We start from the raw sequence: 26,842 nt of genomic DNA on the forward strand, positions 1-26,842 counted from the left end.
ATATATCGATGTAATTAAAATATGAACTCACCCCTCCCGAAAGGCCTCCACCACCCGTTCGGCCAATACCTCGCTAGCATCGCCACTGCCTGCACGCTTTACCAGCGCTACTTGGTAATCGCCTAGCGGGGGCAGCGATTCGTTGTGCAGACGTTTCAGCGGCGGCCGGACCAAGCTTTTGGGGAAAGCCGTCACGGCCAAATCTGCCAACATAGCGGCTTCCTGCCCGGCACAGTGGTCGCAGGAGTAGGCAATTCGGTAATTCATCCCGGCGCTATCCAGTGCTTGGAGTGCAATTCTACGCCATGCACACCCCTGTTGAGCCAGTGTCACCGGTAGCGGCGAACGTTGTACGGCAACACCATCCTCCCGGCCCGCCCATACCAGCGGTTCGCTATGCACGATCTCGCCACGAGTCGCCTGCCCAGGTTCCCCCGCCATCACCAGGGCCAAGTCAAGTTCCGCCTCATCCAATCTAGCAAGCAGCTCTATGCTGCGACCAACAACGACATCGACCTGCACGGCCGGATGTGAGCGCGCAAACTGGGCCAGTACGGTGGGCAGTACACGCCCAACAACGTCATCGGTAATGCCAAGCCCTACACGCCCTTCCAGTGTGGGCGCCAGGAACTGCGTCACCGCCTCTGCATTGAGTTTCAGCAGCCGTCGGCCATAGCCAAGCAGCACTTCCCCCTCTGCCGTCAGGCGCACGTGGCGCGCTTCGCGTACAAATAGCGTCTGTCCCAGTATCTCTTCCAGGCGTTTGATCTGCATGCTCAGTGCGGAAGGGGTCCGAAACAGCTGCTGGGCAGCGCGAGTGAAGCTGCCACTTTCCGCAATCGTTACAAAGCTGCGCAGCACTTCACTATCCAGTAGCGGCAAGGCAGTCCGGCTGCTCACCACATTCGTTAGCTGATTCATCACGCCACCTTTCAGAAAAACTTAAAGCACAGTGTAGTTCTTTTCGTTTGATTGATCCAAGGCTGTGCACCAAGCTAATTATCAGAGGTCGCGACCCTCCTTCTTATTAACGATAAATGACACCCACTTCAGCAGGCGTGCAGGCGCTGTGGCTTAGAGCAGGTGTACGATGGAGGTGTGTAATGAATCACAACAACCCTACCCAACATGCTCAGTATGCTTGGCAGCAAGCCAGCCAACTGACGCCACCGCCTAAACCGCCCCGGCTGGAGTTTTATATGCCAGCGATGCCATCGCTGACCTTGATTCACAGGCTTGAAATGCGTTGGTGGCGCTACCGGCGTCGGCAGCTTTTTCGTCGCCACGTCTTGCCCCTGCTGGCCTACGACGACCAAGTATTGCGGGATATTGGCCATCGTCGGGAAGCTATTCTCTGGGCCAATCAGCTGCCACTGAGCGTCGATGCCATTCAAGCGTTAGAAGAGCAGAGCACTCATTGGCGTTAAAACTTAACTTATATATATTTATCGCCCATACATTCCTTGCTAGCTTTAAACCGTCGCATGGATTTGCGACGGTTTATCTTTTTATCAGCATGGAGCAAATCATGATTATTAAAAACGCTAACGAGCTTTTCGTTCGGCTACTTTCTGAGACAAATAGCGCAGAAAAGCAAATGACCCGCGCGCTGCCCAAAATGGCACGTGCCGCGGATGACCCCAAGCTGGTCGATGCTTTTAAACATCACCTTGATGAAACCCAAGGACAGGTAGAAAGACTAGAGCAAGTCGCTGATAGCGTGCCTGATATCCGTATCAAACGGCTGAAGTGTTACGCCATGGAGAGCTTAATAGAGGAAGCGCAGGAACTGATTGAAGCGACCGAAAAAGGCGCTGTACGTGATGCGGGCCTGATTGGTGCTGCACAAAAGGTAGAACACTATGAAATCGCCACCTATGGCACGCTGTGTTCTCTTGCAGAGCAGTTAGGTTATACCGAAGCTAAAAACATCCTGGCCGAAACGCTGAAGGAAGAAAAATCCGCGGATGATAAGTTGAATACGTTAGCGAAAGAGAACGTTAACAAGAAAGCTGGTTAACTTTTTATAAAATGCTTTTATAAAGTGTTTTTATAGGGTGGGCTTAATTAATCAAGCCCACCCTTTCCCGCTCGTTTTAGCAATTGGCACTATTAGCTAAGCGCTAGTGCTATCACTACGTTATGCATTAGCAACTTAATAGCTTTTACACTCCCACCGGGCCGCCGTCACGCTTCTGAATCACCACGGTCGCTGCGCGGGGGCGCACTTGACCACTGGCGGCAACCGTAGCGTCTTGCACCAAGGCGCTTGCGTCGGCTGGCCAATTGCCCGGATGCTGAATGTTGATAAACAACGCGGTCTTATCAGGTGTGGCAAAGATGCCGGTCACTTCGCAGCAGTTCGGCCCCACCGCAAAGCGTTTGAGCTGCTGCTGGTTGCTACTGTTAATGACGGGGCCGGTGCCTTGAATATCATCGAGACCATTAGGCACGACCGCAAGCAACTGGTCGTTGGTGTACTCGGTGATACCTTCATAGCCGTTATCGGTCTGGATCCAGAGAATGCCCTGACCGTCGCCACGCTCGTCGAACCATAGTCCATCGGGACTGGCAAACTGGTTCATTTCCGTCAGGCCCGAGTGGTTATCCGTATCATCGATAGCCGCACCAAACACAAACACTTCCCAGGCAAAGGCGTTCGGCAGACGACTTTCACGCCAGCGGATGATGTGTCCCGCCTCATTATTGGCGCGTGGATTAGCCGCGTTGGTCGGTGCCAGATCGTAACCGACGCCATTCTGTTCAAGACGCTCGCCGTCGTTGGTGTACGTCGGGGAGGAGTCCTCAGCGGTGCGCTGGCTATTATTGGTTAGCGTGAGATAGACATCGCCTGAGGCAGGATCAACAGAGGCCCACTCAGGACGGTCCATCGGCGTGGCGCCCAGCAAATCCGCTGCATCACAGGTATTGATGATAATGCCCGCTTGATCATCGCTGGCAAGCCCCAACGCCGCGGCCAATGTGCGGCCATCACGCGTTTGAGCATCCGGTGTTAGCGGCAGCCATTCACCGCTGCCATCAGCATGAAAACGGGCCACGAACAGCGTGCCGTTGTCCAGGTATTTGCTGCCAATGACAAGACGGTCATACGCTTCGCCGGGGCGATTGGCGTCGGCCGGGTCCCAAGCAACGTCGGAGACGTATTTATACACATACTCGTTGCGGGCATCGTGCCCCGAGTAGTAGACCACCGGCTGACCGGCTTCCAGCTTGCCTAACCAGCATCCTTCATGGCGGAAACGCCCAAGCGCTGTCCGCTTGACGGCCCGCACTCCGCTATAGGGATCAATCTCCACCTGATAGCCGAAGGTGCGTGCCTCATTGCGATAATCATCCTCCGCCCGCTCGCTACGTGGGGTGATATCAAAGCGGGCGAACTCACCATTCTCCTCGGAGGCATCGCCTGCGGATGTGTCCCAACCATAGCGGCTTTTGTCCGTGGGGATGCCGATGCGGGCGTCGCCCTGAAAGCGCTCGCCACGATTGACGAAGATATCGGGCCAGTTCTCTTCACAGGCAATATAGGTTCCCCAGGGGGTTACCCCATTACCGCAATTATTGTTCGTGCCGCGGGTTTGCATGCCTGTCGGAGAGAACTGTGTCTTGACGTAGTCACTGCCAGCCACGGGCCCGGAAAGTTCCATCACCGTGGCGCTGGTGAAGCGGCGGTTATATGACGAGCCCGGCACATGCGACCATTGGCCGTTGGCGTCTTTTTCGACTTCGACAAGCGTGACACCGTGAGCGTTGATCTCGGTGCGCGACTCATCTGCTGGCCGCTGGCCCTCTTCGGCATTGGTGGGGCCGCCCTGAGGTGCCCATAGTGCGGCTTGGTCGATATATTCGTTATTGAGCGCCAGCACGAAACGACGCGAGGCGTTGTCGGCGTCCAAGGCAAAACCGGCCATGCCATCATGGTGCATGCCGACACTTTCCGCCTGCCGCTCAGGTGTCATGGTTTGGTCGGCCTGCCACGCATCGCCTGTGTTCAATGGCGTGCCCCAAGGCACCAACACCTGGGCCACATAGCCTTCCGGCACCACGATCGCGTCGGTGAGCGAACCGTGCACCGCTTCAAAAGCAAGCGTCAGAGGCGTTTTCTGCGCGCCACTGGAAGCCAACGCCTGGGCAGCGCCACCAAAACTGAGCATCGAGGCAGCAGCGACTCCCAAGCCGCCGCGCATCACATCACGTCGGGATACGTGCCGCGCTAATACCTCAGCAAAAGGCTGATTGCTACTGCGGTTAAACAGGCGATGATCTTCGATCTCTTTACTCATGGTGGTCTCCCCCTGATCGTTTGTATGCCAACGATTGAACGTTAGGAGACACTAAACAAGCTAAATGACAGGACGATGACGGAGTATCTGCATTTATATGAAGACTAACTACCTGCATGGCGAAGCCGTGATATAAGACCATACTTATTAACACAGAATGCAATGCACTGAGTAACAGCGAGCCAATCGGGAGCAAGGATGAGACTGATCAGCATCATATGGGTGGCGTTGGCGGCTATTAGTTTCAGCCTGGGGCTGGTGGGTATTTTTTTACCGCTAATGCCCACCACTATTTTTATGCTGATCGCTGTTTACTGTGCCTCCAAAGGCTCACCGCGCTTTGAAGTCTGGATCCGCTCCCGCCACTATGTCGGGCCATTGCTGATCACCTGGGAGCAAGAGCGCGCCATTCCCCGGCGTGCCAAGCTCGCAGCCGTCAGCATGATCGCGTTGAGTGCATTGATCGTGGTCTGGTCGCTCGACCAGGGCTGGCTGCGCTGGGGTGTGGTCGCTTTCCTTATAATGATCGCTCTGTGGTTAGCTACCCGTCCTGAGCCCTCTTCTTCGCCTTAACACATCACTAAATCGGCACCTTATGGGTCGAGACCACTTCACGCAGCCCCATAAATGAGCGGATCTGGCGCACGCCGGGCAAGTAGAGCAACTGTTCGGCGTGCAGCCTGTTGAAACTCTGACTATCCCGCGTGCGCACCAACATAAAGTAGTCAAACTCACCGGTCACCACGTGGCACTCCATACAGCCGGAAACCTTCTGGGCTGCCTCTTCAAAGGCGGCGAAGGATTCAGGCGTCGAGCGATCCAACACCACGCCAATCAATACCACCATGCCTGATTGGAGCTGTTCCGGGTCCAGATGCGCCACGATCCGACTGATCACCCCATCCCGCTTAAGCCTTTCCACTCGGCGCAGGCAGGCCGCAGGGCTTAGGTTAACGCGCTCGGCCAAGGCCACATTGGAAAGCGTGGCGTCGTTCTGAAGCAGCTTGAGGATACGCTTGTCGATACGATCCAGTTCACCCGCTGGCTGGTCGGCATCTGAGCGCGAAAGTGATCGCTTTGCACACACTAATAGTGTCCTTATTGTCTGTTTATCAAAATTTAAAACCGATTTTATTTATTTATATCACTTTTTATTGCCTATAAAACAGATAATTTGCAACACAAATAATAACGTCACCGCTTACTATAAAACGATGCTAAATATAAAAATTTGCGAGCACGCCAAGGTTTCACATCTACCCTCGCTAGGCAGTTTTTATGCCGCTCTTTCTCGCTTAGAAGTAGGAGATTTTTTATATGAATCTTGATCGTTTCCCACGTTATCCGCTTACCTTTGGGCCTTCTCCCATTACCCCCCTCAAGCGGCTAAGCGAACATTTAGGCGGTGAAGTAGAGCTATACGCTAAGCGCGAAGACTGCAACAGCGGCTTAGCCTTTGGCGGCAACAAAACCCGTAAGCTGGAGTACTTGATTCCTGAGGCACTGGAGCAAGGTTGCGATACGCTGGTGTCGATTGGCGGTATTCAGTCGAACCAGACTCGTCAAGTTGCTGCTGTCGCCGCTCATCTGGGCATGCAGTGCGTGCTGGTGCAGGAGAACTGGGTCAACTACTCCGATGCGGTGTATGACCGCGTGGGCAATATCGAGATGTCGCGCATCATGGGCGCCGATGTTCGATTGGATGATGCTGGCTTCGATATCGGGATCCGCCCCAGCTGGGAGCAGGCGATGGAGGATGTGCGCAAGCGGGGTGGTAAGCCCTTCCCGATTCCCGCAGGCTGCTCCGAGCATCCTTACGGCGGCTTAGGTTTTGTGGGCTTTGCCGAAGAGGTGCGTCAACAGGAGAAAGAGCTGGGCTTCAAGTTCGACTATATCGTCGTGTGCTCAGTGACCGGCAGTACCCAGGCAGGGATGGTGGTCGGCTTCGCCGCCGATGGCCGCGCCCAGCGAGTGATTGGCATTGACGCCTCTGCCAAACCCGAACAAACCCGCGAACAAATCCTGCGTATCGCGCGCAATACGGCTGAGCTGGTAGAGCTGGAAGGCGGCATTGCCGATGACGACGTGATTCTGGATACCCGCTATGGTGGCCCCGAGTACGGCCTGCCCAACGAAGGCACGCTAGAAGCCATTCGCCTGTGCGCCCGTCTGGAAGGCGTACTCACCGACCCCGTTTACGAAGGCAAATCGATGCACGGCATGATCGACATGGTGCGTAACGGTGAATTCCCAGCAAGCTCCAAAGTCCTTTATGCCCACCTGGGCGGTGTGCCTGCGCTTAATGCTTACAGTTTCCTGTTTAGGAATGGATAGGCTCTGACCAGTTCGATCCCCCATTCACTGCCCGCCTGGTGCGAGACCTGAAAGTCTCGACTAGGCGGTATTCCAGCTTCTGAAGCCTGTCTCTATTCTCTGCTATCTTCGTCCCTGCCTTCCTCGTCCCTACCTTCCTCGCCCTTGCCGCACATCAGAACTCAACGCCTCCCGGCGCAGACAATGCCGTGCCAAAAGCCGGGATGGCTTTCAACCAAGCCTGCCGATAAGATCCATAGTGAGCCATCACGAGCTTTCAAGTGGTTGTGTTAAAAATGAGTGTTTATAAGGATGGACTCTATGCGCGATGATGAAAAATATACCAATACCGAGGAGCAACTGCTGTATCTTCAAAAGTTATTAGATGAAGAAGATACCGCTGCCCTCAAAGAGCTATTCACAGAGCTCGATATATTAGCGATTGCGCGCACGCTTGAGTCGTTCCCCGCTAAAACCCGTGATTTACTTTGGGATTACATTCCAGACGATGTGCTTGGTGAAGTTTTAGCAGAAGTCGATGAGGATATTCGCGCTGACTATATTGAGGATCTTTCTGCCAGCGATGTTGAACAGATAGTCAGAGGCTTGGATGCCCAGGAAGTCGCCGAAGTTCTTGATGTCGCCGACGAAGAGATCAAAACCACCGTTTATGCCAGCTTGGATCAGGAGATACGCGCCCAGGTTGAGAACCTTCATGCCTATGAAGATGATGTAGTGGGACGATACATGGACCCCGAGACGGTCAATGTAAAACAAGGCGTGTCATTAGAGGCCGTACAACGCTATATCCGGATTCATCACCTGCTCGATGATGAATCACAGCAAATCATGATTACAGACAAGGATAAACGCCTACTCGGCACCTTGAGCCTGATTAATTTAATCAAACAGCCACAAGAAGCCGTGGTTGATGATTACATGGATGATTTTTTCACTCTAAACGATCAAATGAAAGTGAGTGATGCTGCTGCGTTATTGCGCTCTAAAGAACTCCACTTTGTGCCGGTGTGCGATAGCGATGGGTTATTGGTCGGCCAGCTAAACGCTGCCGACGTATTAGAAATCACCCAAGATGATGCTGACATGACGTTGAAACACATGTCAGGCGTTAGCGACGAAGAAGAAGTGTTTACTCCCATTGCGCGCAGCGCAAAAAGTCGCGGTATTTGGCTGGGTATTAACCTGCTGACCGCCTTTTTAGCAGCTTTTGTGATCGGGCAGTTTGAAGCCGTACTGGATCAAATCGTAGCGCTCGCCATTCTCATGCCCGTGGTCGCCAGTATGGGCGGGATTGCGGGTAGCCAAACCTTAACGGTGGTCATACGCGGCTTGGCGCTCGGTCAGCTTGCCGGTAACAATAAACGCTGGCTGTATAATAAAGAGCTATGGGTGGGGATGAGTAATGGCTTGGTATGGGCCCTGGTGGTCGGTGGCATTTCCTACCTGTGGTTTAGCGACCCGCTGATTACGCTCGTCATTACCTTGGCGATTTTTATCAACATGAGCCTCGCCAATGTGTCTGGCGTACTGATCCCCTTGGTACTCAAAAGGCTGCAAATTGACCCTGCCCTCTCCGGCGCGGTAATTCTCACCACCGTCACTGACGTGGTCGGCTTTCTTTCGTTCTTGGGGCTCGCCACGCTGATTATTTTGTGATCAAAGCCATTGAATGGTGCAAGCGGCATCGCCACTCACTTCGCCCGCTAACATTTATCTAATGCTATGCTGTTGTGCCTCGCCTCTGCGGGGCTTTTTTATGTTGGTCGCTTTTGAACACCTTGTGAGGCTCCCATGCTCCCCGATTACTCCACCATCGCCTGGCTGTTGATTGTCTTTTCTGTGTATCTAACCGGCGTATCAAAAGGCGGTTTTGCGGGTGGTTTCGGCACACTTTCGGTGCCGTTGATGGCGCTGGCGATTAGCCCGACCCAAGCAGCCGGATTACTGTTGCCGCTATTGCTGGTGATGGATGTGTTTGCAGTAAAAGCGTGGTGGGGTAAGCACGATAGCGCGGAAGTGTGGCGCTTTGTGCCGGGCTTGTTCATTGGCGTCACGGTGGGAACAGTGCTGTTTGGCAGTTTGAGTGAACAAGGCGTGCGCCTGGCATTAGGGATTTTATCCGTCGTGTTTGCCGCTTATATGCTGCTAAAACCTGTCGCTAAAAAGCCGATTTCCAGCCGTTGGGCACTGCCTGCGGCAAGCGTTTGCGGGTTTACCAGTTTTATTGCCCATGCGGGTGCACCGCCAATGAACATGTACCTAATGCCACGCAAGCTCACCAAAGAGACCTTTATCGCCACCTGCACAGTGACCTACGCAGTCGTGAACTCCATCAAACTGGGGCCTTATGTGTGGTTAGGCGAAGTCAACATGACCAGTGCCTGGGCATCGCTGCTGTTAGTGCCCGTCGCCTGGATCGGTGTGCGCAATGGCCTTTGGCTGCAGAGCCGAGTCAATGAAAAGCTGTTTTACCGCTTGGTCATCCTTGCCATGTTCCTGGTCGGTATCAATCTTGTGTGGCAAGCCGTGAGCTAGCAGAACAGAAGCTAGACTGGGCCTGGAGAAGTGGCGCTGCTTACAGCGCCACCATCATCAATCCCACCAGCATCACCAGGGTACCGAGGGTTTTGGCAGTGGAGGCGGGCTCTTTTAGCCATAGCACACCCATCAAGACACCCACCGGAATCGAGAGCTGGCGCAGCGCGACCACGTAGCTCACTTCATCGGTCATCGCCATGGCCATCAGCACGAGGCCGTAGGTGCAGGTCATCATCAGCCCGGTAGCGACCAGCATCGGCAGGCCCTGCTGGCGAAGCGCGGGCAATCGGCGGCGCTCGGCAGGCAGCAGGGCCAGTAGCGGTACCGCCCAGGTCAGCGTCATCACCGCTTGCAGCACCATAAAGACGGCTCCAGCGGTGAGCCCGCTATGCCCAGCCATTTGCATCAACCCGAGCGCCTGCTTATCTATCAGCGAGTAGCCAACGGTACCCGCCGCTGCCAGTAGCGCGAACCCCATAGCAGGCGTTAGGTAGGTCGATAACCTGCGCGCCTCTGGGTGGCTAAGCGGCAGACACAAAGCGCCCACCACCACCAGCGCCATACCCAAGCCATCCCACCGATCCAGCACGCGACTTCCCAATAGCGCAATGGATACCAACGGCACCAGCACCACCGGTAGCGCCCGAGCGATGGGATACAGCACACTGACCTCCCCTCGCGCATAGGCCCAGGCCAAGCCGCCCATATAGAGCATTTGGCACAGTCCAGAGAGTACCAACCATCCCCAAAAAGCACTGGGTAACGCCGCTAATGATGGCCCAAGCAATACTAGCGGCAGCATGACCGCCCCTCCCGCACCATAAGCCAGAGCAAATGAGGCCAACGACGGCGCGTTGCGCTTACCCAGCACGTTCCACCCGGCGTGCATACACACTGACACCAGCACTAGCGCGAGGGCGGCTGGACTCAAGGATGCCCTCCTTGTTGAAGGCATGTATTAATAACATCAGACATGTGCGGATTTTCCTGGCAGAACATATGGCGACGAAGCGCTCGGGGACACTCGCCAGTCTAAGCGCCGCCACCCTTCAACGCTAGCCACCTCGGCCAATACCGGGTCGGGGTTGACCGCAACCGGGCAATCCACGTACTGCAGCAACGGGAGGTCGTTGCGGGAATCGGAGTAAAACGTGGTGTGGCTGGGGGTGATCTGCTGCTCGACCAGCCACTGCTTCAGGCGCAGCACTTTGCCGCCGCGATAGGAAAAAATACCTTCACTACCACCGGTATAGCGCGCGTCTTCATTGATGCCATGTTCGATGCTCAGCTCTACCGCCAGCACGTGCTCGATCCCCAAAGTAGCCGCAATGGGCTGAACCAGATGCCGCGCAGATGCAGAAATCAGCAGCAGGGTATCGCCCGCCTGGCGATGCGCTTCCAGGCAGGCCCAGGCCTGAGTGAAGATACGCGGTTGGAGATGCGTGGCGACAAACCGCTCGACCTCTTTTTGCACATCCGTTACCCGGCGCCCGCGCAGTGGCGCCAGGGTCATGGCTAGATACTCTTCGAGCTTTAGCTTGCCCGCATGATAAGCCCGCTGCATCTGCTCGGCACGCGCCATGAAGGTCTCGGCATCGCTGACCCACCCTTGGTCTATCATCCATAAATTCCAGCGGTCGCTGCAGTCTCCATCCAGGAGGGTGTCATCAAGATCAAATAGGGCCAGGCGCATGGGAGCACTCCTTTCATCGCGGGTTGGCGGCGCGTAGGGTATGCCAAAGGTGATGACAGGACGATGACGCTGGCGGTGATATTGCGTGGTTACTTGTTCAACCACGCTGCAGCAAACTCATTGGCTGGCAACGGTCGACCGAACCAGTAGCCCTGGGCTTCTTTACAGCCCATGTCGGCCAGCAGGCGGGCCTGCGCTCGGGTCTCTACGCCTTCTGCCACCGTTTTCATCTCTAGCGCTTTCGCCATGGCAATGATGGTCTGCACAATGGTGCGGTCGTGATGGTTATCGAGCATCTCACGCACAAAAGAGATATCGATCTTCAGTGCGTCGGCGGCGAAACGCCTCAGGTATGAGAGTGAGGAGTAGCCTGTGCCAAAGTCGTCAATAGAGAGTGCGTAACCCGCCTTACGCATGGTGTGAGTAATTTCTACCGCTTGATCAGGATCGCGCATAAAGTCGCTTTCGGTAAGCTCCAGAGAAATGGCATTCGGTGGTACGCCAGCCATTAGCTGCGCAATATGCTGAGTTAGCTCGGGGTCAGCAAACTGCTGGGCAGAAATATTGATCGACAGCCTACCCGGCAGTGCCTGCTTGTTTTGCGTACCCCATGCCATTAGTTGCCTAGCCGACTCCTCCAACACCCAGTCTCCCAAGAGGCGTATCAATCCGCGCTCTTCGGCGAGAGGAATAAACTCACCGGGACTCACCCACCCCCACTCCGCGTCATGCCAGCGGCAGAGAGCCTCAGCGCCTGTCAGCTGCCCGCTGGCAAGGTCCACCTGGGGCTGAAAATAGAGTTCCAGTTTGTTTTCGCTGATAGCCACGCTGAGCCGCTCGGTCATCCGCTGGCGGCGCTGTAGCGCGTGATGCATTGCTTGGGTATAGGGGCAGGTACTGTTGTCGCGGCGTTTGGCGTGGTGAAGCGCAATACTGGTGGCATTGAACAGCTCACTCGCTTGCTTCACATCGTGGGGATAACGGGCATAACCGATGCTGACATCAAGGTTAAACACACGGCGCTCCAGCTGCAGCGGCTGAGTCACAGCTGAGCGCAACTGCTCGACGAGATCATTTATGTTTCTGATATCAGCGTCGGCCACCAGCATGGCAAACTCATCGCCAGATAAACGCGCCAATGGGCCATAGGCGTGGCTGATCTTCTGCAAGCGGCCCGCGACTGACACCAGTAGTTGATCACCTACTTGATGGCCGTGCAGGTCATTCACTTCTTTAAAGCGACGAATATCCAGCAGCAGCAGCGAAAGCCCCTGCCCAGTATGATGGGCCTCTTGCCACATCTGCGCTAACAGCTCCATGAAGCGGGTACGGTTAGGTAGCCCGGTAGTGCTGTCCGTGTAGGCCAACTGATGCATATGGCGGTGGTCCCGGCGGCGTTCAAGCTCTGCCGCGGCGCCAGTAGAAAGGATTTGCAACACTGAGGTGGCGAACGCATTCGCCGTCAGCGGTTGGCGGTAAAACACCATCATCACGCCAATGGCTTCGCCGTTGGCGTTATCTAAGCGGCGACCAATCCATGCCCTGACCGGTAGCTGCGTGCCCGCTAATAGCAGCGGCGGGCCGTCATGCATCACCGCTTCACGCTCCAGCACCACCTGCTCGCTAGGCGACCCGCGCAGTGCGAAAGCGTGCGGCTCACGCTGTTCGCCACTGACCACCATGCTAACCGTGGTTGCCTGGCCATACACTTCTTCCTCGCCCTGAGGGGAGGTATGCAGTAGTGCAATGAAGCCTGCGTCGGCTTCCAGCACTTCAACCAGAGTGGCAATCAACTGCTGAAAATAACCGTCACCCACTCGTGTAGTAACTGTTGAGGCAACTTGAAGCACGGCGTTTTGTACCCGCTGCGACTCTTGCTGGTCGGTCACATCCGAAATAAAGCCTTCCAGGCAGGCAATCTCACCGTCATGGCCCATGACAGCCTGGCCCTGCTCCCACATCCAGCGAGTCCCCCCGTCGCGATGCTTCAACCGATACACCACCCGGTAAGGCCGCTTGCTGGCAATGGCCAACTGCACCTCGTCGAAGAGTTTTTCCTGATCATCGGGATGAATCAACGCGGCGAAGCTGGTCACCCGGTTACCTTGCAACTCATCCGGACGGTACCCGGTCAGTGCCTCGGCCCCTTGGCTTACCACCTGCATGGTCCAGTCACGGTCATTGAAGCAACGGTAGGCCATGCCAGGCAGGTGATTCAGCAGCGTATTCAGGCGTCGCTCACTCTCCCGTGCGACTTCTTCGCTTGCTCTTAATGCCTGCTCTGCCTTTTGGCGGCCTAGCTCCGCTCCGGCCTGGGCGGCGGCAATTTGCAAAATTTCATTGGCTAGCTCATCCAACTGCATAGGGGAGTTCTTAAGCACCGCCAGCAGGCCAATCAGCGCGCCATCGGCAGCGTAGAGAGGGCGCCCCATATAACTCTCGGCGCCGAGCTTGCAGAGCAGCTTATCGTCTGGAAAGAGCAATTGAACATCACACGCATACAGGCAGGAACCGCGCCCTAGCGCAGTTTCGCAAGGGGTGCCGGACAGCGAGTAGGTGATATTGCCAAGCAGACCGCCATTGGACCAGACCGCTAACGTCTTAGCCTGATGCAACTGGGTTACATCGGCCATCAATACATGATCAACGCCCAGTAAGGCTGCCAAGCGCTCTACCAGCGTGGCGTAAAAGTGAGAGCTCCCACTGTGACCCATGCCTTCGGCCAACTGTCGAAATATCTCTGTAGCGTCATTCCTCGTGCGCATGGGTGGAGCCACCTGTTCCCGCTTTTTCTGTAGCTTAGCGCGAAGCGCAGCGACAAAGAAGCACCCAATCAACATCCAGGCCAGCATGACAGCCGCCTGGATGATTAACCGTGGACGATAGTGAGCGTTAACGGGTCATGGCCTCGGGCAGGTAGAGCGCGATACCGGGAAAGAGATGCATTAAGGCGATCGCCAACAGCATCAGCAGGAAGAACGGCAGCGTGGCCTTGGTAATGGTCAGAATATCCTTACCCGTCAGCCCCTGAATCACGAACAGGTTGAAGCCAACGGGCGGCGTAATCTGCGACATTTCGACGACGATCACCAGATAGATGCCAAACCAGATCAGGTCAAACCCGGCGGCGCTCACCAGCGGCATGATAATCGCGGTAACCAGCAGAATCAGCGAAATACCATCGAGAAAGCAGCCCATGATCAGCAGCAGCAAGGTGAGCGCAATCAGCAGCATAGTGGGTGAAAGCCCCATTTCACCAATCGCCTGCGCCAGCTTCATCGGTACCTGGGTAAAGCCCATGGCCGAGGTCAGGAAAGATGCGCCCGCAATGATGAAGGCGATCATGCAGGCGGTACGCACAGCGGCAAACAGCGAGCTCTTGAATATTTCGCGGTCAAAGTGACCATTGAAGCGGGCAATCACGATCGACAGCACCACACCGACCGCTGCTGCCTCCGTGGGTGAGGCCAAGCCACCATAGATCGAGAAGATGATGCCGCCGATCAGCAGCAGAATGGGCACCAGCGACCAGGTGTTGCGCAGCTTTTCGCCAAAACTCATGCCTGACTCATCCTCACCGGTCAGGCCTTCGCGGTTGCCTTTCAATAGCGCCCACAAAATGAGATAGCTCATGAACATCGCCAGGATCATCAAGCCTGGGCCAATACCCGCCATAAACAGTCTGGAGATCGACTGCTCGGTGACCACGCCGTAGACAATCAGCACGATGGAAGGCGGAATCAACAGCCCTAACGTAGAGGCACTGGCCAGCGTGCCAATCGCCATGTTGCTATCGTAGCCACGCCGCTCGAGTTCCGGCAGCGTCATTTTGCCCACCGTGGCGCAGGTGGCAGCCGAAGAGCCGCACACCGCGGCAAACATGCCGCTGCCAATGATGTTGGTATGCAAAAGGCGCCCCGGCAGGCGGTTTAACCAGGGAGACAGACCGCGGAACATATTGTCGGCGAGCCCCGAGCGAAACAGAATTTCGCCCATCCAGATAAACATGGGCAGAGCGGTAAGGTCCCACCCATAGCTGGCCCCCCAGAAATCAGAGGCCAGGATAGAAGCTGGTGAAAACGAGCTGAAGAACTCGAGTGCTATCCAGGCAGTACCAATCAGCGCGAAGGCGATCCATACCCCGCTCCCCAGTAACAGCACAAGCGTAAAAATGGTGGCGAGACTTAGTAGCAGCACGATGAGCTCTCCAATTTAGAGGGCAGGTGAGTGAAGGTCGCCATTTAGTGGCCCTCGCTTTCATCTGGGGCCGTCGCTTCGCGAAAACTTGAAGGATCGCGAATAGCGATACGCACCGCCATGAACAACGCTTCAGCCAGCGCCAGACAGAGCAGCCCTACACTGGTCGCAAGTACCAGCTGGGGAATCCAGAGCGGAATCGACACAAATCCTGAAGACACATCGTTGTATTGAATGCTCTCTCGCGCCAGCCCCACCAGGCCATAACTGAGCATCAGGCTGATCGCCAAGGCGATGATGAGACCAAACACTTCAAACCACACACGAATGGCCGGGGGCAAACGGGTAATCAGCAGCGTCACGCGAATATGGGCGTGATGCACAAAGGTGTAGGCCAAGCCCAAAAAGGTCGCGCCGACTAATAAGTAAGACGCAATTTCTGAAACGCCGGTAATACTCAGGCCTAGCCGGCTCAAACCTACCAGCACCAGCAGGGCATCTACCAAGCGGAAGGTTACCTGGAGCGCGATCAGCGCACAGATAGCCACCATGCACGCCGCCGCACCCCAAGCACCGAGGCGATAGAGTTTGTCGAATTTAAACGTCATGTTCGCAGCCTCATAAAGCGCGCGGAATAAGCAGGGGCGGTGGCATTGCCGCAGCCCCTGCCAGAGACATTGAGACGGCTATTAGCTGTCGCGTTGCTCGCGGTAAGTTTCCAGCGCCTGTTTGGCTTCATCATCGGCGCGTGACTGCCAATCTTCAAACAGCTCATCACCAGCGGCTTGCAGCGCCTCAGAAATAGCGTCGTTCGGCTCAGAAACCGAGATACCGTTCTCTTCTAATGCGTCCAGGCTTGCCTGGTTATCTTCGCGGCTCATCTCCCAACCACGTTTTTCAGCCTCAGCGGCGGCTTCCATCAGGGCTTCCTGGGTCGCTTCATCCAGGCCATCGAAACTGCGCTGGCTGATGAAGACAATGTTCTTGGGCAACCACAGGTTAGCGTCGGTGTAGTCGGTGACATAGTCCCAAGCCGCCATGGAGTTCCCAGTGGAGCTTGAGGTAATCATGGCGTCCACACGGCCAGTGCTGAAGGCGGTGGGGATATCAGACTCTTCGGTTTCAGTGGGGCTGCCGCCCAGGTTGTCGACGAAGCGCTGGGTATTGATGTTCGGTGCGCGCACGCGCAGACCTTCAAACTGTGCAGGGTCGGTAAGCGGCTCGGAGGTGTAGATCCCTTGCGCAGGCCAGGCGACAGCGTAGAGCGGAATCAGTCCTTCATAAGCGAACAGCTCGGTGATCATGGGCTTGGTGGCTTCCCATAACGCGTAGGCATCATCGTAGCTGCCTGCAACCCCCGGCAATGTGTCCACTTCAAAAATGGGGTCATCATTGGAAAGCACAGAGAGGAAGACTTCGCCCGCATCAATGGTGCCGCGACGAACCGACGGTTTGATTTCCCCGTGTGCGACAAGAGAGCCACCGCTATGCACAGTAATGGTTAGCTCGCCATCAGTGGCTTCTGCCACATCCTCGGCAAACTGTTTGGTGTTTTGGGTATGAAAGCTGGCATCACCGTACGGCGTGGCCATGGTCCACTCAGCCGCGTGAGCCGTCACCGTCAGACCGCAGGCTGTTGCCAGTAGCAGGGTGGAAGTTAATGTCTTGCGCATGGTGAGAACCCTCTTGTTTCTATTAATAGTATGGAGCTAATGGTGTGTTGCATTGGTAGTACCAGAGGAGGCGCTGCTGGGTACCCAGCGCCCAGAGAAAAGTGTTGTTGTCATATCGGCACGGCGCGCCTGGGCATAGCGGCAGGCGCACTCCTGTGCCAGCCGAGCAACGCCCCGGCAAAAGCGTGGGTGGTTAGCGTTGCGCCATATCACATCATAGTGCATGGCGGGTAACGGCACCGGCAGTGACAAGCGGTGGAGCTCTCCTCGCTGCCACTCTTCCAGCACGGTGGCCACCGGCAGCGCGCCGATCCCTAACCCCTCTGTGGTCATGCGTACAATCGTCATCAGCGTACTGACGCTATGAATACGTGGGCTGGCTACGCCCTGCTCGGCCAGGTAATTCACCAGTTCCGTATAAGGGCGCGCCAGCTTGCCAAATGAAATGAACGGTAATTGCCTGCCCCAGATATTGGCACTTTCGCTGAGCAAATGGGCGTGCCGGGGTGAGACAAACATGCCCATTTCATACGGACTCAACGACTCATAATCGATCTGCTTCTGCGGCGAATAACCATTCATCGCCAGTACAATATCCAGTTCGTTGCCCAGTAGCCGTTCGTTGAGCACTGGCGAGTAATCCACAGTCAGTTCGATAGTCAGCCGTGGATAGCGCTCGGTAAGCCTGCGCATAAACTCGGGAAACCAGCTATGGGCGATAGTTTCAATCGTGCCGAGCCGCAATGGCGCAGAAAACGCCTCTTCGTCATCGAAAAGCTTCATCGCCTCGTCACGCTGGTGCAGCATCCGCTCAGCATGCACAAAAAATTCGCGGCCACGCATGGTGGGCTGAATGGGTCGGGCGGCACGCTCCAACAGTAGCTCACCCACCGTGGTTTCAAGACGCGAAATACGCTCGGAAACAGAGGGCTGAGTAAGGTGCAAACGGGTCGCCGCCTTGCGGAAGGAGCCAAGCCTCACCGCCCATACAAACGCCTCAAGTTCCTTAAAATCGAGCATATTGACACGCCTACTAATAGCTTTCGGAAATAAATAAGCGCCGTTTTGCTGACACGTAAAGCTTGCTGCTGTGTGCTGATGCTCGTTGACACCAGATAACTATGCAACTTCGAGACCATCTTCGGCAGCGCTGTTTCACCAACGTTATTATCACGCCCCGCCCTTACTGTGATAAGCGTATCGTGCCCAAGCGTCAATCATTTTTCCACCAAATAACAATATGATAGGAGAGCCCGATAGTTAGTATCGACAAAAACGATTGGCACTCAGCATGCCGTGTTCATATATTGGAGGTGAATTACAGTCTCGTTTCAGCCACATGCAAGCACCCACTGCATCAACGACAGGAGTCGCTATGGCCATTCCCCTGCTTAATTGCGATATGGGCGAAAGTTTCGGCAACTGGACGATCGGCCTCGATGCCGAGGCAATGCCCTATGTCGATTGCGCCAACATCGCCTGCGGCTTCCACGCTTCCGACCCCCATGTGATGCGACGCACCGTCAAGCTGGCGGCCCAGCATGATGTTCGCATTGGCGCGCACCCTGGCTACCCTGACTTGATGGGATTTGGTCGCCGCTCGATGGCCTGCTCGCCTGAAGAGGCTGAAGATATGGTGCTCTACCAGGTAGGCGCCCTGGCAGGCATTTGCCAGGCAGAAGGCACCCGGCTCAGCTACATCAAACCCCACGGGGCACTGTATAACGACATGGCCGCCAACCCGGCGCTGCTCGAAGGCGTCATGCGCGCCGTGCGTGCTTACGATCCGAGCCTGCCGCTGACGATCATGTCGACTGCTAACCCCGAACCACATCGCGAGCTGGCCGCCAAACTGGGCATTACCCTCTGGTTCGAGACCTTTGCCGATCGCGCTTACGATACCAATGGCCACCTGGCCTCTCGCCGTTTACCCAACGCCGTACACCACGACCAGAACACCATTGTGGATCAGGCCATTAAGCTGGCCAAAGGCGAGCCGCTCACCGCGCTCGACGGCACACCATTGCAGCTAGCCTGCGATACGCTCTGCGTTCACGGCGACAACCCTGAATCAGTGGCGGCCGTGCGCGCCATTCGTGAGGCCTTTCAGATGCTGGAGCAGGCGTGAATCCTAATATGGAAATGCGCATTGAAACCGCCGCCATGGATGCCCTGATGGTGCGCCTGTTCGACACCATCGATGAAGCGAATATGGCCTGGGTGATCTCTGCCGACCAAGCTCTGCGAAGAGCCTTTGGCGCTGCGCTCATTGATCTGGTGCCTTCTTACACCACGCTATTAGTCCATTACGACTGCCAGCAGTTGACCCACACTGAGGCTATCGGCCTTATTAATAAAGCGCTGTTAGGCCTCACCCCAGTTGACACCCAAGCCGGTGAGCTACACGACATCCTCGTGTGGTACGACGAAAGCGTGGGGCCTGAGCTACCCCTGGTCGCCAAGCGGGCAGGCTTAAGCGTCGACGAACTCATCAAGCAGCACTGCAACCATGATTACTGTGTCTTCGCGCTGGGTTTCGCGCCAGGATACGGCTTTATGGGCTTAGTCGATGAAGCAATAGCGACGCCGCGCTTGAAAACACCACGCCGTAAAGTGGCAGCAGGCAGCGTGGGCATTGCTGATCGCCAAACCGCGATTTATCCGCTGCTTTCGCCGGGCGGCTGGAATATTCTGGGTCGCACCAACGTGCCGCTATTCGAGCATGCCAAACGTGGCGAGCCGCTGTTTCGCCCCGGCGACAAGGTGCGCTTTAGAGCGATCTCCCGGGAAGAGTTTGAAGCCGACGGTGGGGATACCACCCCAATGGAGGAGCGCCCATGAGCCACGTCGCCATCAATGAAACACAAAATGGCATGGTCGTTAAACAAGCGGGGCCACTCGCACTGATTCAGGATGCTGGCCGGTTTGGCGTTGGCCATTTAGGGGTTACCCAGGGTGGTGCCGCCGACTGGATCTCGTTTCGCTGGGCCAACTGGCTACTCGGCAACGCCTTAAACAGCGCCGCGTTGGAGATTGTGATGGGCGGCGGGTTGAGTTTTGAAACCGAAAGCGAAGTCCGCCTGGCCTTGACCGGTGCCGATCTAGACGCTCAGTTGGATGGCAAACCGCTCGCACCCAATACCAGCTTCAAGCTACAGCCCGGTCAGCGCTTGGTATTTCGCCAACCGCGCCAGGGCCTGCGCGCCTATCTCGCTTTTCCAGGTGGGCTGAATGCACCGGAAGTGCTTGGCAGCCGCGCCTGTACCGCTCGCGAGCAATTGGGTGGCCTGCACGAAGATGGTAAACCGCTAAAAGTGGGCGACCGCTTGACTTGGAAAGGTGCCGCTCCGGCGGTTCGCCGTATTGCGGCAGGCCAAGGCCCGCAGATGCCAGCATCAAACTGCCACCTACCCATCGTGCTCGGTTCACAAGTTGCCGCCTTCAGCGGCCGCTCTCTTTTCCAAGCTTTCAATCAATCCTGGGCAGTGGATAACCGTGCCGATCGTATGGGCGTGCGACTGACCGGCCCTGCCCTGCACGGCTCTCTCACCGGCATTATTTCCGAGGGTATTCCCTTGGGAGCAGTTCAAGTACCGCCTGACGGCCAGCCCATCGTGCTGATGAATGATCGCCAAACCATTGGTGGCTACCCACGCCTGGGTGCCCTCACTCCCATCGCCTGCGCTACGCTGGCCCAGTGTTTGCCCGGCACCAAAGTGTGGCTGACGCCGGTCAGCGCCAGCCAGGCGCAAGATGATTATCGACAACAGCTAACGGTTTGGCGCTAAACCTGAAAAACCTCAGTTAAAAGCCTTATGCCGACGCTTTTTTCCCAGCTCTTCAGCGATGGCGCTAAAGAAAGCATCCGTGGTGGCTTGATGAGGTTTGGTTACAAGGCTAACGCCAACAAACAGCACACTAGCGACTACAATGCCCCATACACCGGCAGGCAGCCCCAGTAGCGAGTTGCCGGTGGCATACATCAACAGTACAAAGGCGCTGGTGCCCACCACACTGGCCAGTGCTCCGGCAGCGGTGCCTCGTTTCCAATAAAAGGCGCCAATAATAGCGGGTACCATGGCCACGAGCCCCGACGATGCAGCCACCGACAGCACCGCAATAAGGTCAAGCTGTAGCTCGGCGAAGGCCAGCGCCATTAACGCAATCACCGGCACCACCAACTTACCCACCAGCAGTTGGCGCTTTTCACTGGCGTTAGGTTTGACGTTGGCATAAACATCACGGGAGACCATGGAGGCCAGGGTCAGCATGATCGAATCGATAGTAGAAACGGCGGCCGCCATGATGCCGATCATCACAATCACGCCTAATACTGGTGGAACAAACTCTGAGGCTAGCAGCGTGGGCGTGGCTAAATCAGCACTTTCAAGACTGGGGAAAGCCGCTAAGGCAGAGAACCCCCACAGCACGGAAACAATGGTGTAGATAAAGCCAAACACTAGGAAACCCAGCAGCATTTGACGCATGGAACGCAGCGACGAGGGCATAAACAGGCGCTGGCTGACTTGCGGATTAGACAGGCTAAAGAAGAACCACGGAATAGTAAGCCCCAAGAAAGTGACAAAGCTAAACAACCCAGGTCCAGGTACCGTCAGTGACTGCGGGTGTTCCGTTGCCAGCGTATCGAATAGCGCGCCAAATCCCCCCAGGCCCTGAATCACCATGAAAGCCACCAGCGTTGAGGCAACAATCATCATGATGGCCTGAAGCGAGTCGGTCCACATGACCGAACGAATTCCCGCGATGTAGGAGAAGAAGATTGCGATCACCGTGGCCAGTACCACCCCGGTGGTAAAGGTAATGGCGCCATCGGTAATACCTTGAAGCAGGTAACCGACGCCAGCGAGCTGAACGGCCGAGTAAGGAATCAAGAAGATACAGCTGGCAATTGAGACAGCCACCGCCACATGTTTGCTGTTGTAACGGTGACCCAGCATCTCGCTTGGGGTCACAAAACCAAACTTTTTGCCGACCGCCCAGAATTTAGGCCCGAAAACAGCCACCAGGGAAACACCGGCAAAGTAGATAATTTCGAAACCTAGCGCGCCAACGCCTCCGGCATAGGTAAGGCCAGCCAGCCCCACCATCATAAAGGCACTATAAGTGGTGGCACTGTAACTTAGCGCGGAGACAAAGCCGTTCATTTGTCGGTTGCCTAAAAAGTAGCCCGACATGCTTTCTGAACCACTTTTCGCCGGGCTTTGGCGCGACAGAATAGCAATGCCTATAGCGACCAATAAGTAGATAGCAATGGACCACCAAATGAGCGACTCAGTCATCGCTATGTTCCTTAAAATCTTTAGTGATAAACACGTTCAGAGCAATGATGACTAACCCGGCAACTGACCAAAACAAAAAGCTGCCGTACCATCGCGACACATCGCTTAACAGCGTGTAAGGCACCAAGTAGCTTAGCAAGACAACGGCCCCTACTAGCCATATCCATTTACTGCGTTTCATAGTCCATCTCGTTTTGTTACGTCAGGGTGAAAAGTGCGCGCTACTGTAGTAAAGCTGACATGCTACCGATGCCTAGGCAATCCTTCACATGCACACGGCTTAACCATGTTGCTTGGCGAAGCAGCAATGCCCTGTGCTCCCGCGATTGCTAACGCGCTTTTCGATGCTCCCGGGTACGGTTCAGCAGACTCCCTTTTACCCCAGAGACCGTTCGCGAGACACTTGAAGCCTCCCTCAATCTCCCCATGGAGGCAATCAGTTAATGCACCACCTTGATCTGCAGGTTATCGAACGCGCGTTGAAATGGGCCAATCAGGGGCTGACCGTTTGGCTCTGCACGGTTTTGAAAACCTTCGGCTCATCCCCAAGAGAACCGGGTGCCATGCTGGTCGCTTGTTCAACGGGGGACTACCTGGGATCACTGTCAGGCGGCTGTGTGGAAGAAGATTTTATCGCCCGACTGCAAAGAGGCGAGTTTGACCAACCCGCCCAACGGATAATGTATGGCGGCGTCGACAGCTCAACCACTGTCCGCTTGCCCTGCGGAGGCAGTCTGGAAGTGCTCGTTGAACAACTGACTCCCTCTGCCGACAACCTCGTTCACCTTGAAGTGATGCATGCCACCTTGCTGGGCCGACAGCCGCTCACTCGCTGTATCTCGCTGTCCGATGGGCGCAAGCGCTTCAACCCATCCACATTGTCAGAACCTGCCGTTACTTTTGATGCCTCCAGCGTCAATGTCCGCATTGGCCCAGCGCTGCGGCTGATCATTGCCGGCATCTCATCGGTCACTTCGCCCTGCGCCCTGTTTGCCCAATCGCTCGGTTTTGAAGTCATTGTCTGCGACCCCAACGATGATGCCCGCAAAAATTTCAAAGTGCCTAGCGTGGAAGTGCAAGCGATACTGCCTTCCGTTTTTATCGCCTCGGGCGGCTGCCATGCCAATACAGCCGTGGTCGCGTTGTCCCATGATCCGCGTATTGATGATTTGGCGATGATCGAGGCCGTCCGCACGGAGGCGTTTTACATTGGCGTGATGGGGTCTCAGCCAACGTCGCAACAGCGTGCAGAGCGGCTATTACGCTCCAGTGGCCTGAAAGACACTCAGTTGGCAAGGATTACCATGCCTATTGGTCTCAATTTAGGCAGCAAAACGCCGTCCGAGATTGCGTTGGCAGTCATGGCCGATATTGTGCGTCATTATCGTGGAAAAACCGACATGAGCTGTAGCTATATAAAGTCATTAGCGATACAGCAGGCAAGCTAGGCCGCTTTAGTTATTTTTAAACTATAATTTTTACTGTCTCTTTTTAGGTAAAAATAACGATTCAATTAAAAAAGAGGTGACAAAAAATATTTTATATTTAAGTTTAAATATTAAGTGGTTATGCAAAAGTTATTGAGTAATCAGTGCCGTAACCATTACATACTTTTTTGACCGCTTCACAAAGCTTATCGAACGAACTGTAGGCTGTTAACGGTAGCCACCGGTATTTGATTTCGCGCCAAAGGATTTCGATCAGATTCAGCTCCGGCGAATATGGCGACAAGTAGACCAGGTGAATGCGATGTGCCATCCAATCAATAAGTTTGCGCTGGAACGCCTTGGAACGGTGCATCCTGGCATTATCCAGTATCACGACGGCGAATGCGTCAGGGTCTTTATGTGCCGCAAACTGATCAAAGGCTTCTATAACGGTTTCAGTGGTCACTGAGTCGGTGGTCATATGGTGAAAAAACTCACCTTTTCTGGTGAGAAAGCCCAGTACATTCAGCCGTTTGCTGTGTGGGTAGGCCGTGACTTCCCAGGGCTTGGCTATCGGGCTCCATGCATAAGGAAGTGACGATGATTGCGAGAAACCGGCTTCATCAAAGAAATAGAGATCGCACTCACCATCATCTTCCCACTCCTTCAATACATTGATTATCTCTTGCGTATGGCGGAAATCCGCTTCGTCACGATGTGCCCTCAATGAGCGGCGTATCCGCTTACAGCTATAGCCTTTTTTTAACGCGCGCCGCAACGTGTCCTGGCTGACGACGTTACCTGTCTGCTCCTGAAACTTGGCATGGAGGACAGGCAATTGATGGGGATACTCTTCAACCAGTTGTTCTAACACAGCAAGATCGCTCTCGCTGAGAAGGTGCGGGCGTCCTTCGCGAGGCTTGTCTTGAAGACCTTCAATACCGTCTGCTTCCCATTGGGATAACCAAGTCGATACCGTATCGCGCTTAACCCCAATAATATCGCGAATCTGGTTAATCGTATGGCCCTTGTGGTTGAGCAGAATGGCGTGGGCCCGACGACGTAGTGCTCTCTTTTCGCCGTACTGGTAGGCTTCATTTAAGATACGTTGCTGGTCAGGTGTTAAAGAAACGAAACGTAAGCGCCGAGACATGGTTCTGTATTTTACTCTGATGGATCTTTGTTCTTTATACGCGATAATTTATGCAGAATCACTTAGCAGCCGTTAATAATTAACGGTAGTAAGAGCACTTCCAGGGAACCATAAAACAGCCAGAGTACGGCACTGCCTTATCGACAGTGCCCTGCTACTGGCCAACACATCGAGGCAACAAATGAAAAAAATTTCTCGTCTCTCACTGACGCAGAAACTGCTGGCTGCTGTCGCCATTCCGCTGTTAGCGGTGGCTGTCATTTTAGGTATTGTCGTCAATCAACAGCTCAATAATGCTATTCCATCGTTAATCGATAATGCAGGGACTCGGCAAGTAGAAGCACGAGCCGATGAAATTAGCCGTTGGATTACAGGATACCGCAATTGGATAGCCGTACTTGCTAAGGATGAACGTTTGGTAGAAGACGTGCCAATTGCCTCTCATCGCGAGTGGCTCGAAAAACGCTACCCTCCAGGGGGCACCATTGAGTCACTTTTCTTCTCTGATGCTTCCGGGGCAACATTGACCCACGCAGGCGTCAACCTAGAGATAGCCGAACGCCCCTACTTTCAGACCCTAGTGACCGAGGGCAGCCAAGACAGCCTTCTCAGTGATCCTGTTATCTCCATGATTAGTGGTTTACCAACGGCTATTGTCGCCGACACCGTGTTTGATGAACGCGGTAATAGGGCGGGGTTGCTAGGCATGACGGTCTCCATGGCTGCCGTTTCTGACATTACTTCCGATATCAATGTTGGCGAAGGAAGCTATGGCTGGCTCATCGACAGCCAGGGGCAAGTCATTGCCCACCCGAATGAAGAGTATCGGATGTCACTCAATTACACCGATGCCGATCAGCAGGGCTACCAAGGCCTGGATGCATTGAGCCAACAAATACTCAATGGTACGGCCGGCTCAGGTGAAATTACTATGCCCAGCGGCGAACAGACAGTTCTCATGTGGAGCCCGGTGGAAGGCACCTCCTGGGTGGTGGGTGTCACCGTACCCATCACAGCCTTTACGACCGTTACCAACAGCCTGCTACAGTCGCTACTGCTGGCAGGCGGACTGCTACTGGTATTGCTATTGGTGGTGGTTGCCTATGCGGCACGTCGCTCTCTCGCTCCTATCAAGCATACAGCAGCTGCCATGGCAGACATCGCCCAAGGTAAAGGCGACCTAACGCGCAGATTAGAAGCCAAAACAAACGATGAAATTGGCGACCTCGCCCATGGCTTTAATGCGTTTGTGGAACGCATGCAATTAACGCTTCAGGAAGTACGCCAAAACGCGCGCACGGTATTATCAGATGCCAGCGATATGGCAGATGGTACTCAGGAACTTTCATCGCGTACCGAACAAGCGGCCGCCAACCTCCAGGAAACGTCCGCCTCAATGGAGCAAATCCACTCCACTGTAGCGCACACTTCCCAGGCTTCAGAACAAGCCAATAGCCTTGCGCTAGAGGCTGCCAATGCCTCCGAACGTGGTACAGAGTCCATGAACCAGATGGAAGCCAAGATGGCAGCCATCAGTGATTCGGCCAACAAGATCAGCGATATCATTGGCTTGATTGACTCGATTGCGTTCCAGACCAACATATTGGCACTCAACGCCTCGGTGGAAGCGGCCCGTGCTGGCGAACAGGGTCGCGGTTTTGCTGTGGTCGCCAGCGAAGTACGCACTCTCGCCAGTCGCTCGGCTTCTGCTGCTCACGATATTCGTGCGTTGATCGATATGTCCGTTAGCCACTCAAAAGAAGGCGGCGACATCGTCAAGGCAGCGGCTGAGCGCATGCAGGAGATTCGTCATAGCGTCACTCAGGTATCCGATGTGATTGCTGAAATTGCCGCAGGCGCACGAGAGCAGACGACCGGTATCCAGCAGGTCAACACCGCCGTGGCAGAGATGGATATGATGACCCAGCAGAATGCCGCCATGGTCAGCCAAAGCGCGAACCTTGCCGCTTCCATGCGCGACAACGCCCGCGGCCTTGATCGGTTGATGAGCGAGTTTGTGCTCCATGAAGGGGGCTCCCCCTCCGCGTTGCCCTATACCGCCACCCACAAAGAGCGAGCAGTAACCCGCTCTACCGGTACATCATCGGCACCGGCACGCAGCAATCAACCACCCGCCACCCAGCCAAGGCAGGAAGCGCCAGAGTGGGAAGAGTTCTAACCTCGCTCACCCGCAACGCAAAAGGCACCCGCTTGGGTGCCTTTTTT

General features: G+C 55.2%; 24 protein-coding genes. 11 read left to right on the forward strand and 13 right to left on the reverse strand.

Annotated elements, in window-relative coordinates; genetic code table 11:
• Positions 1-27: 27 nt before the first annotated feature.
• Positions 28-921, reverse strand: a complete 894-nt coding sequence (locus Q3Y66_RS17490; RefSeq protein WP_008959260.1) for a LysR family transcriptional regulator — start codon at positions 919-921, stop codon at positions 28-30.
• A gap of 182 nt (positions 922-1,103) precedes the next feature.
• Between Q3Y66_RS17490 and Q3Y66_RS17495 the strand changes: the two genes are divergently transcribed.
• Together Q3Y66_RS17495 and Q3Y66_RS17500 are read left to right on the forward strand one after the other, a co-directional pair.
• Positions 1,104-1,427, forward strand: a complete 324-nt coding sequence (locus Q3Y66_RS17495) for a hypothetical protein (protein WP_008959259.1) — start codon at positions 1,104-1,106, stop codon at positions 1,425-1,427.
• Positions 1,418-2,020, forward strand: coding sequence for a ferritin-like domain-containing protein (locus tag Q3Y66_RS17500; RefSeq protein WP_238528580.1), 603 nt, complete (start codon positions 1,418-1,420; stop codon positions 2,018-2,020). Before Q3Y66_RS17495 ends, Q3Y66_RS17500 begins: the two co-directional genes overlap by 10 nt.
• Before the next feature lie 145 nt (positions 2,021-2,165).
• Here Q3Y66_RS17500 and Q3Y66_RS17505 read toward each other — a convergent pair whose 3' ends face one another.
• Complete coding sequence (locus Q3Y66_RS17505; protein WP_008959257.1) at positions 2,166-4,301, reverse strand: PhoX family phosphatase; 2,136 nt, start codon at positions 4,299-4,301, stop codon at positions 2,166-2,168.
• A gap of 198 nt (positions 4,302-4,499) precedes the next feature.
• On the opposite strand from Q3Y66_RS17505, the gene Q3Y66_RS17510 reads away from it, so the two are divergent.
• Complete coding sequence (locus Q3Y66_RS17510; RefSeq protein ID WP_008959256.1) at positions 4,500-4,874, forward strand: YbaN family protein; 375 nt, start codon at positions 4,500-4,502, stop codon at positions 4,872-4,874.
• Between the two features lie 7 nt (positions 4,875-4,881).
• On the opposite strand, the gene Q3Y66_RS17515 is transcribed toward Q3Y66_RS17510, so the two are convergent.
• The gene (locus tag Q3Y66_RS17515) at positions 4,882-5,388 is read right to left on the reverse strand and encodes an Lrp/AsnC family transcriptional regulator (RefSeq protein WP_008959255.1); all 507 of its coding nucleotides are present in this window, start codon (positions 5,386-5,388) and stop codon (positions 4,882-4,884) included.
• Positions 5,389-5,618: 230 nt separating this feature from the next.
• Here Q3Y66_RS17515 and Q3Y66_RS17520 point away from each other — a divergent pair, with 230 nt between their 5' ends.
• The 3 genes from Q3Y66_RS17520 (at position 5,619) to Q3Y66_RS17530 (ending at position 9,170) form a co-directional block, all read left to right on the forward strand.
• Positions 5,619-6,635, forward strand: a complete 1,017-nt coding sequence (locus tag Q3Y66_RS17520; RefSeq protein ID WP_008959254.1) for a 1-aminocyclopropane-1-carboxylate deaminase — start codon at positions 5,619-5,621, stop codon at positions 6,633-6,635.
• A gap of 300 nt (positions 6,636-6,935) precedes the next feature.
• The gene (gene mgtE, locus Q3Y66_RS17525) at positions 6,936-8,291 is read left to right on the forward strand and encodes a magnesium transporter (RefSeq protein ID WP_008959253.1); all 1,356 of its coding nucleotides are present in this window, start codon (positions 6,936-6,938) and stop codon (positions 8,289-8,291) included.
• A 135-nt stretch (positions 8,292-8,426) separates the two neighbouring features.
• Positions 8,427-9,170: a sulfite exporter TauE/SafE family protein gene (locus tag Q3Y66_RS17530; protein ID WP_008959252.1), complete on the forward strand. Its 744-nt coding sequence runs from the start codon at positions 8,427-8,429 to the stop codon at positions 9,168-9,170.
• A gap of 40 nt (positions 9,171-9,210) precedes the next feature.
• Here the strand turns inward: Q3Y66_RS17530 and Q3Y66_RS17535 are convergent, their stop codons facing one another.
• The 7 genes from Q3Y66_RS17535 to Q3Y66_RS17565 all read right to left on the reverse strand — a co-directional run bounded on the left by Q3Y66_RS17535 (position 9,211) and on the right by Q3Y66_RS17565 (position 17,756).
• Positions 9,211-10,104: a hypothetical protein gene (locus Q3Y66_RS17535; RefSeq protein WP_008959251.1), complete on the reverse strand. Its 894-nt coding sequence runs from the start codon at positions 10,102-10,104 to the stop codon at positions 9,211-9,213.
• Between the two features lie 36 nt (positions 10,105-10,140).
• Complete coding sequence (locus tag Q3Y66_RS17540) at positions 10,141-10,866, reverse strand: HAD family phosphatase (RefSeq protein WP_008959250.1); 726 nt, start codon at positions 10,864-10,866, stop codon at positions 10,141-10,143.
• 89 nt (positions 10,867-10,955) lie between these two features.
• On the reverse strand, positions 10,956-13,631 hold the full coding sequence (locus tag Q3Y66_RS17545) for an EAL domain-containing protein (RefSeq protein WP_303319508.1): 2,676 nt from the start codon (positions 13,629-13,631) through the stop codon (positions 10,956-10,958).
• Between the two features lie 127 nt (positions 13,632-13,758).
• Positions 13,759-15,063, reverse strand: coding sequence for a TRAP transporter large permease (locus Q3Y66_RS17550; RefSeq protein ID WP_008957458.1), 1,305 nt, complete (start codon positions 15,061-15,063; stop codon positions 13,759-13,761).
• A gap of 44 nt (positions 15,064-15,107) precedes the next feature.
• Positions 15,108-15,671 carry a TRAP transporter small permease gene (locus Q3Y66_RS17555; protein WP_008957459.1) on the reverse strand — a complete coding sequence of 188 codons (564 nt, stop codon included), beginning with the start codon at positions 15,669-15,671 and terminating at the stop codon, positions 15,108-15,110.
• Between the two features lie 81 nt (positions 15,672-15,752).
• Positions 15,753-16,736 (reverse strand): TRAP transporter substrate-binding protein, encoded by a 984-nt coding sequence (locus Q3Y66_RS17560; RefSeq protein ID WP_008957460.1) that lies wholly within the window; start codon positions 16,734-16,736, stop codon positions 15,753-15,755.
• Between the two features lie 36 nt (positions 16,737-16,772).
• Positions 16,773-17,756 carry a LysR family transcriptional regulator gene (locus tag Q3Y66_RS17565; RefSeq protein ID WP_008957461.1) on the reverse strand — a complete coding sequence of 328 codons (984 nt, stop codon included), beginning with the start codon at positions 17,754-17,756 and terminating at the stop codon, positions 16,773-16,775.
• A 355-nt stretch (positions 17,757-18,111) separates the two neighbouring features.
• Here Q3Y66_RS17565 and Q3Y66_RS17570 point away from each other — a divergent pair, with 355 nt between their 5' ends.
• The 3 genes from Q3Y66_RS17570 to Q3Y66_RS17580 are packed head-to-tail and all read left to right on the forward strand — an operon-like array spanning position 18,112 to position 20,524.
• Positions 18,112-18,864: a 5-oxoprolinase subunit PxpA gene (locus Q3Y66_RS17570; RefSeq protein WP_008957462.1), complete on the forward strand. Its 753-nt coding sequence runs from the start codon at positions 18,112-18,114 to the stop codon at positions 18,862-18,864.
• Between the two features lie 8 nt (positions 18,865-18,872).
• Positions 18,873-19,577, forward strand: a complete 705-nt coding sequence (locus tag Q3Y66_RS17575) for an allophanate hydrolase subunit 1 (RefSeq protein ID WP_008957463.1) — start codon at positions 18,873-18,875, stop codon at positions 19,575-19,577.
• Positions 19,574-20,524: a biotin-dependent carboxyltransferase family protein gene (locus tag Q3Y66_RS17580; RefSeq protein WP_008957464.1), complete on the forward strand. Its 951-nt coding sequence runs from the start codon at positions 19,574-19,576 to the stop codon at positions 20,522-20,524. The genes Q3Y66_RS17575 and Q3Y66_RS17580 overlap by 4 nt, the downstream gene beginning before the upstream one ends.
• A 12-nt stretch (positions 20,525-20,536) precedes the next feature.
• On the opposite strand, the gene Q3Y66_RS17585 is transcribed toward Q3Y66_RS17580, so the two are convergent.
• Together Q3Y66_RS17585 and Q3Y66_RS17590 are read right to left on the reverse strand one after the other, a co-directional pair.
• Positions 20,537-22,036, reverse strand: a complete 1,500-nt coding sequence (locus Q3Y66_RS17585) for a sodium:solute symporter family protein (RefSeq protein ID WP_008957465.1) — start codon at positions 22,034-22,036, stop codon at positions 20,537-20,539.
• Entirely contained in the window at positions 22,029-22,217 is a 189-nt protein-coding gene (locus tag Q3Y66_RS17590) for a hypothetical protein (protein ID WP_008957466.1), read from the reverse strand. Before Q3Y66_RS17590 ends, Q3Y66_RS17585 begins: the two co-directional genes overlap by 8 nt.
• A gap of 262 nt (positions 22,218-22,479) precedes the next feature.
• Here Q3Y66_RS17590 and Q3Y66_RS17595 point away from each other — a divergent pair, with 262 nt between their 5' ends.
• Positions 22,480-23,484 carry an XdhC family protein gene (locus Q3Y66_RS17595; protein WP_008957467.1) on the forward strand — a complete coding sequence of 335 codons (1,005 nt, stop codon included), beginning with the start codon at positions 22,480-22,482 and terminating at the stop codon, positions 23,482-23,484.
• Positions 23,485-23,602: 118 nt separating this feature from the next.
• Here the strand turns inward: Q3Y66_RS17595 and Q3Y66_RS17600 are convergent, their stop codons facing one another.
• Positions 23,603-24,616, reverse strand: a complete 1,014-nt coding sequence (locus Q3Y66_RS17600) for an IS630 family transposase (protein WP_303319479.1) — start codon at positions 24,614-24,616, stop codon at positions 23,603-23,605.
• 181 nt (positions 24,617-24,797) lie between these two features.
• Here Q3Y66_RS17600 and Q3Y66_RS17605 point away from each other — a divergent pair, with 181 nt between their 5' ends.
• On the forward strand, positions 24,798-26,795 hold the full coding sequence (locus tag Q3Y66_RS17605; protein ID WP_008958179.1) for a methyl-accepting chemotaxis protein: 1,998 nt from the start codon (positions 24,798-24,800) through the stop codon (positions 26,793-26,795).
• Positions 26,796-26,842 lie beyond the last annotated feature (47 nt).

The sequence above is a fragment of the Halomonas sp. HAL1 genome, assembly GCF_030544485.1.
In the GTDB taxonomy this organism is placed as follows: domain Bacteria; phylum Pseudomonadota; class Gammaproteobacteria; order Pseudomonadales; family Halomonadaceae; genus Vreelandella; species Vreelandella arctica.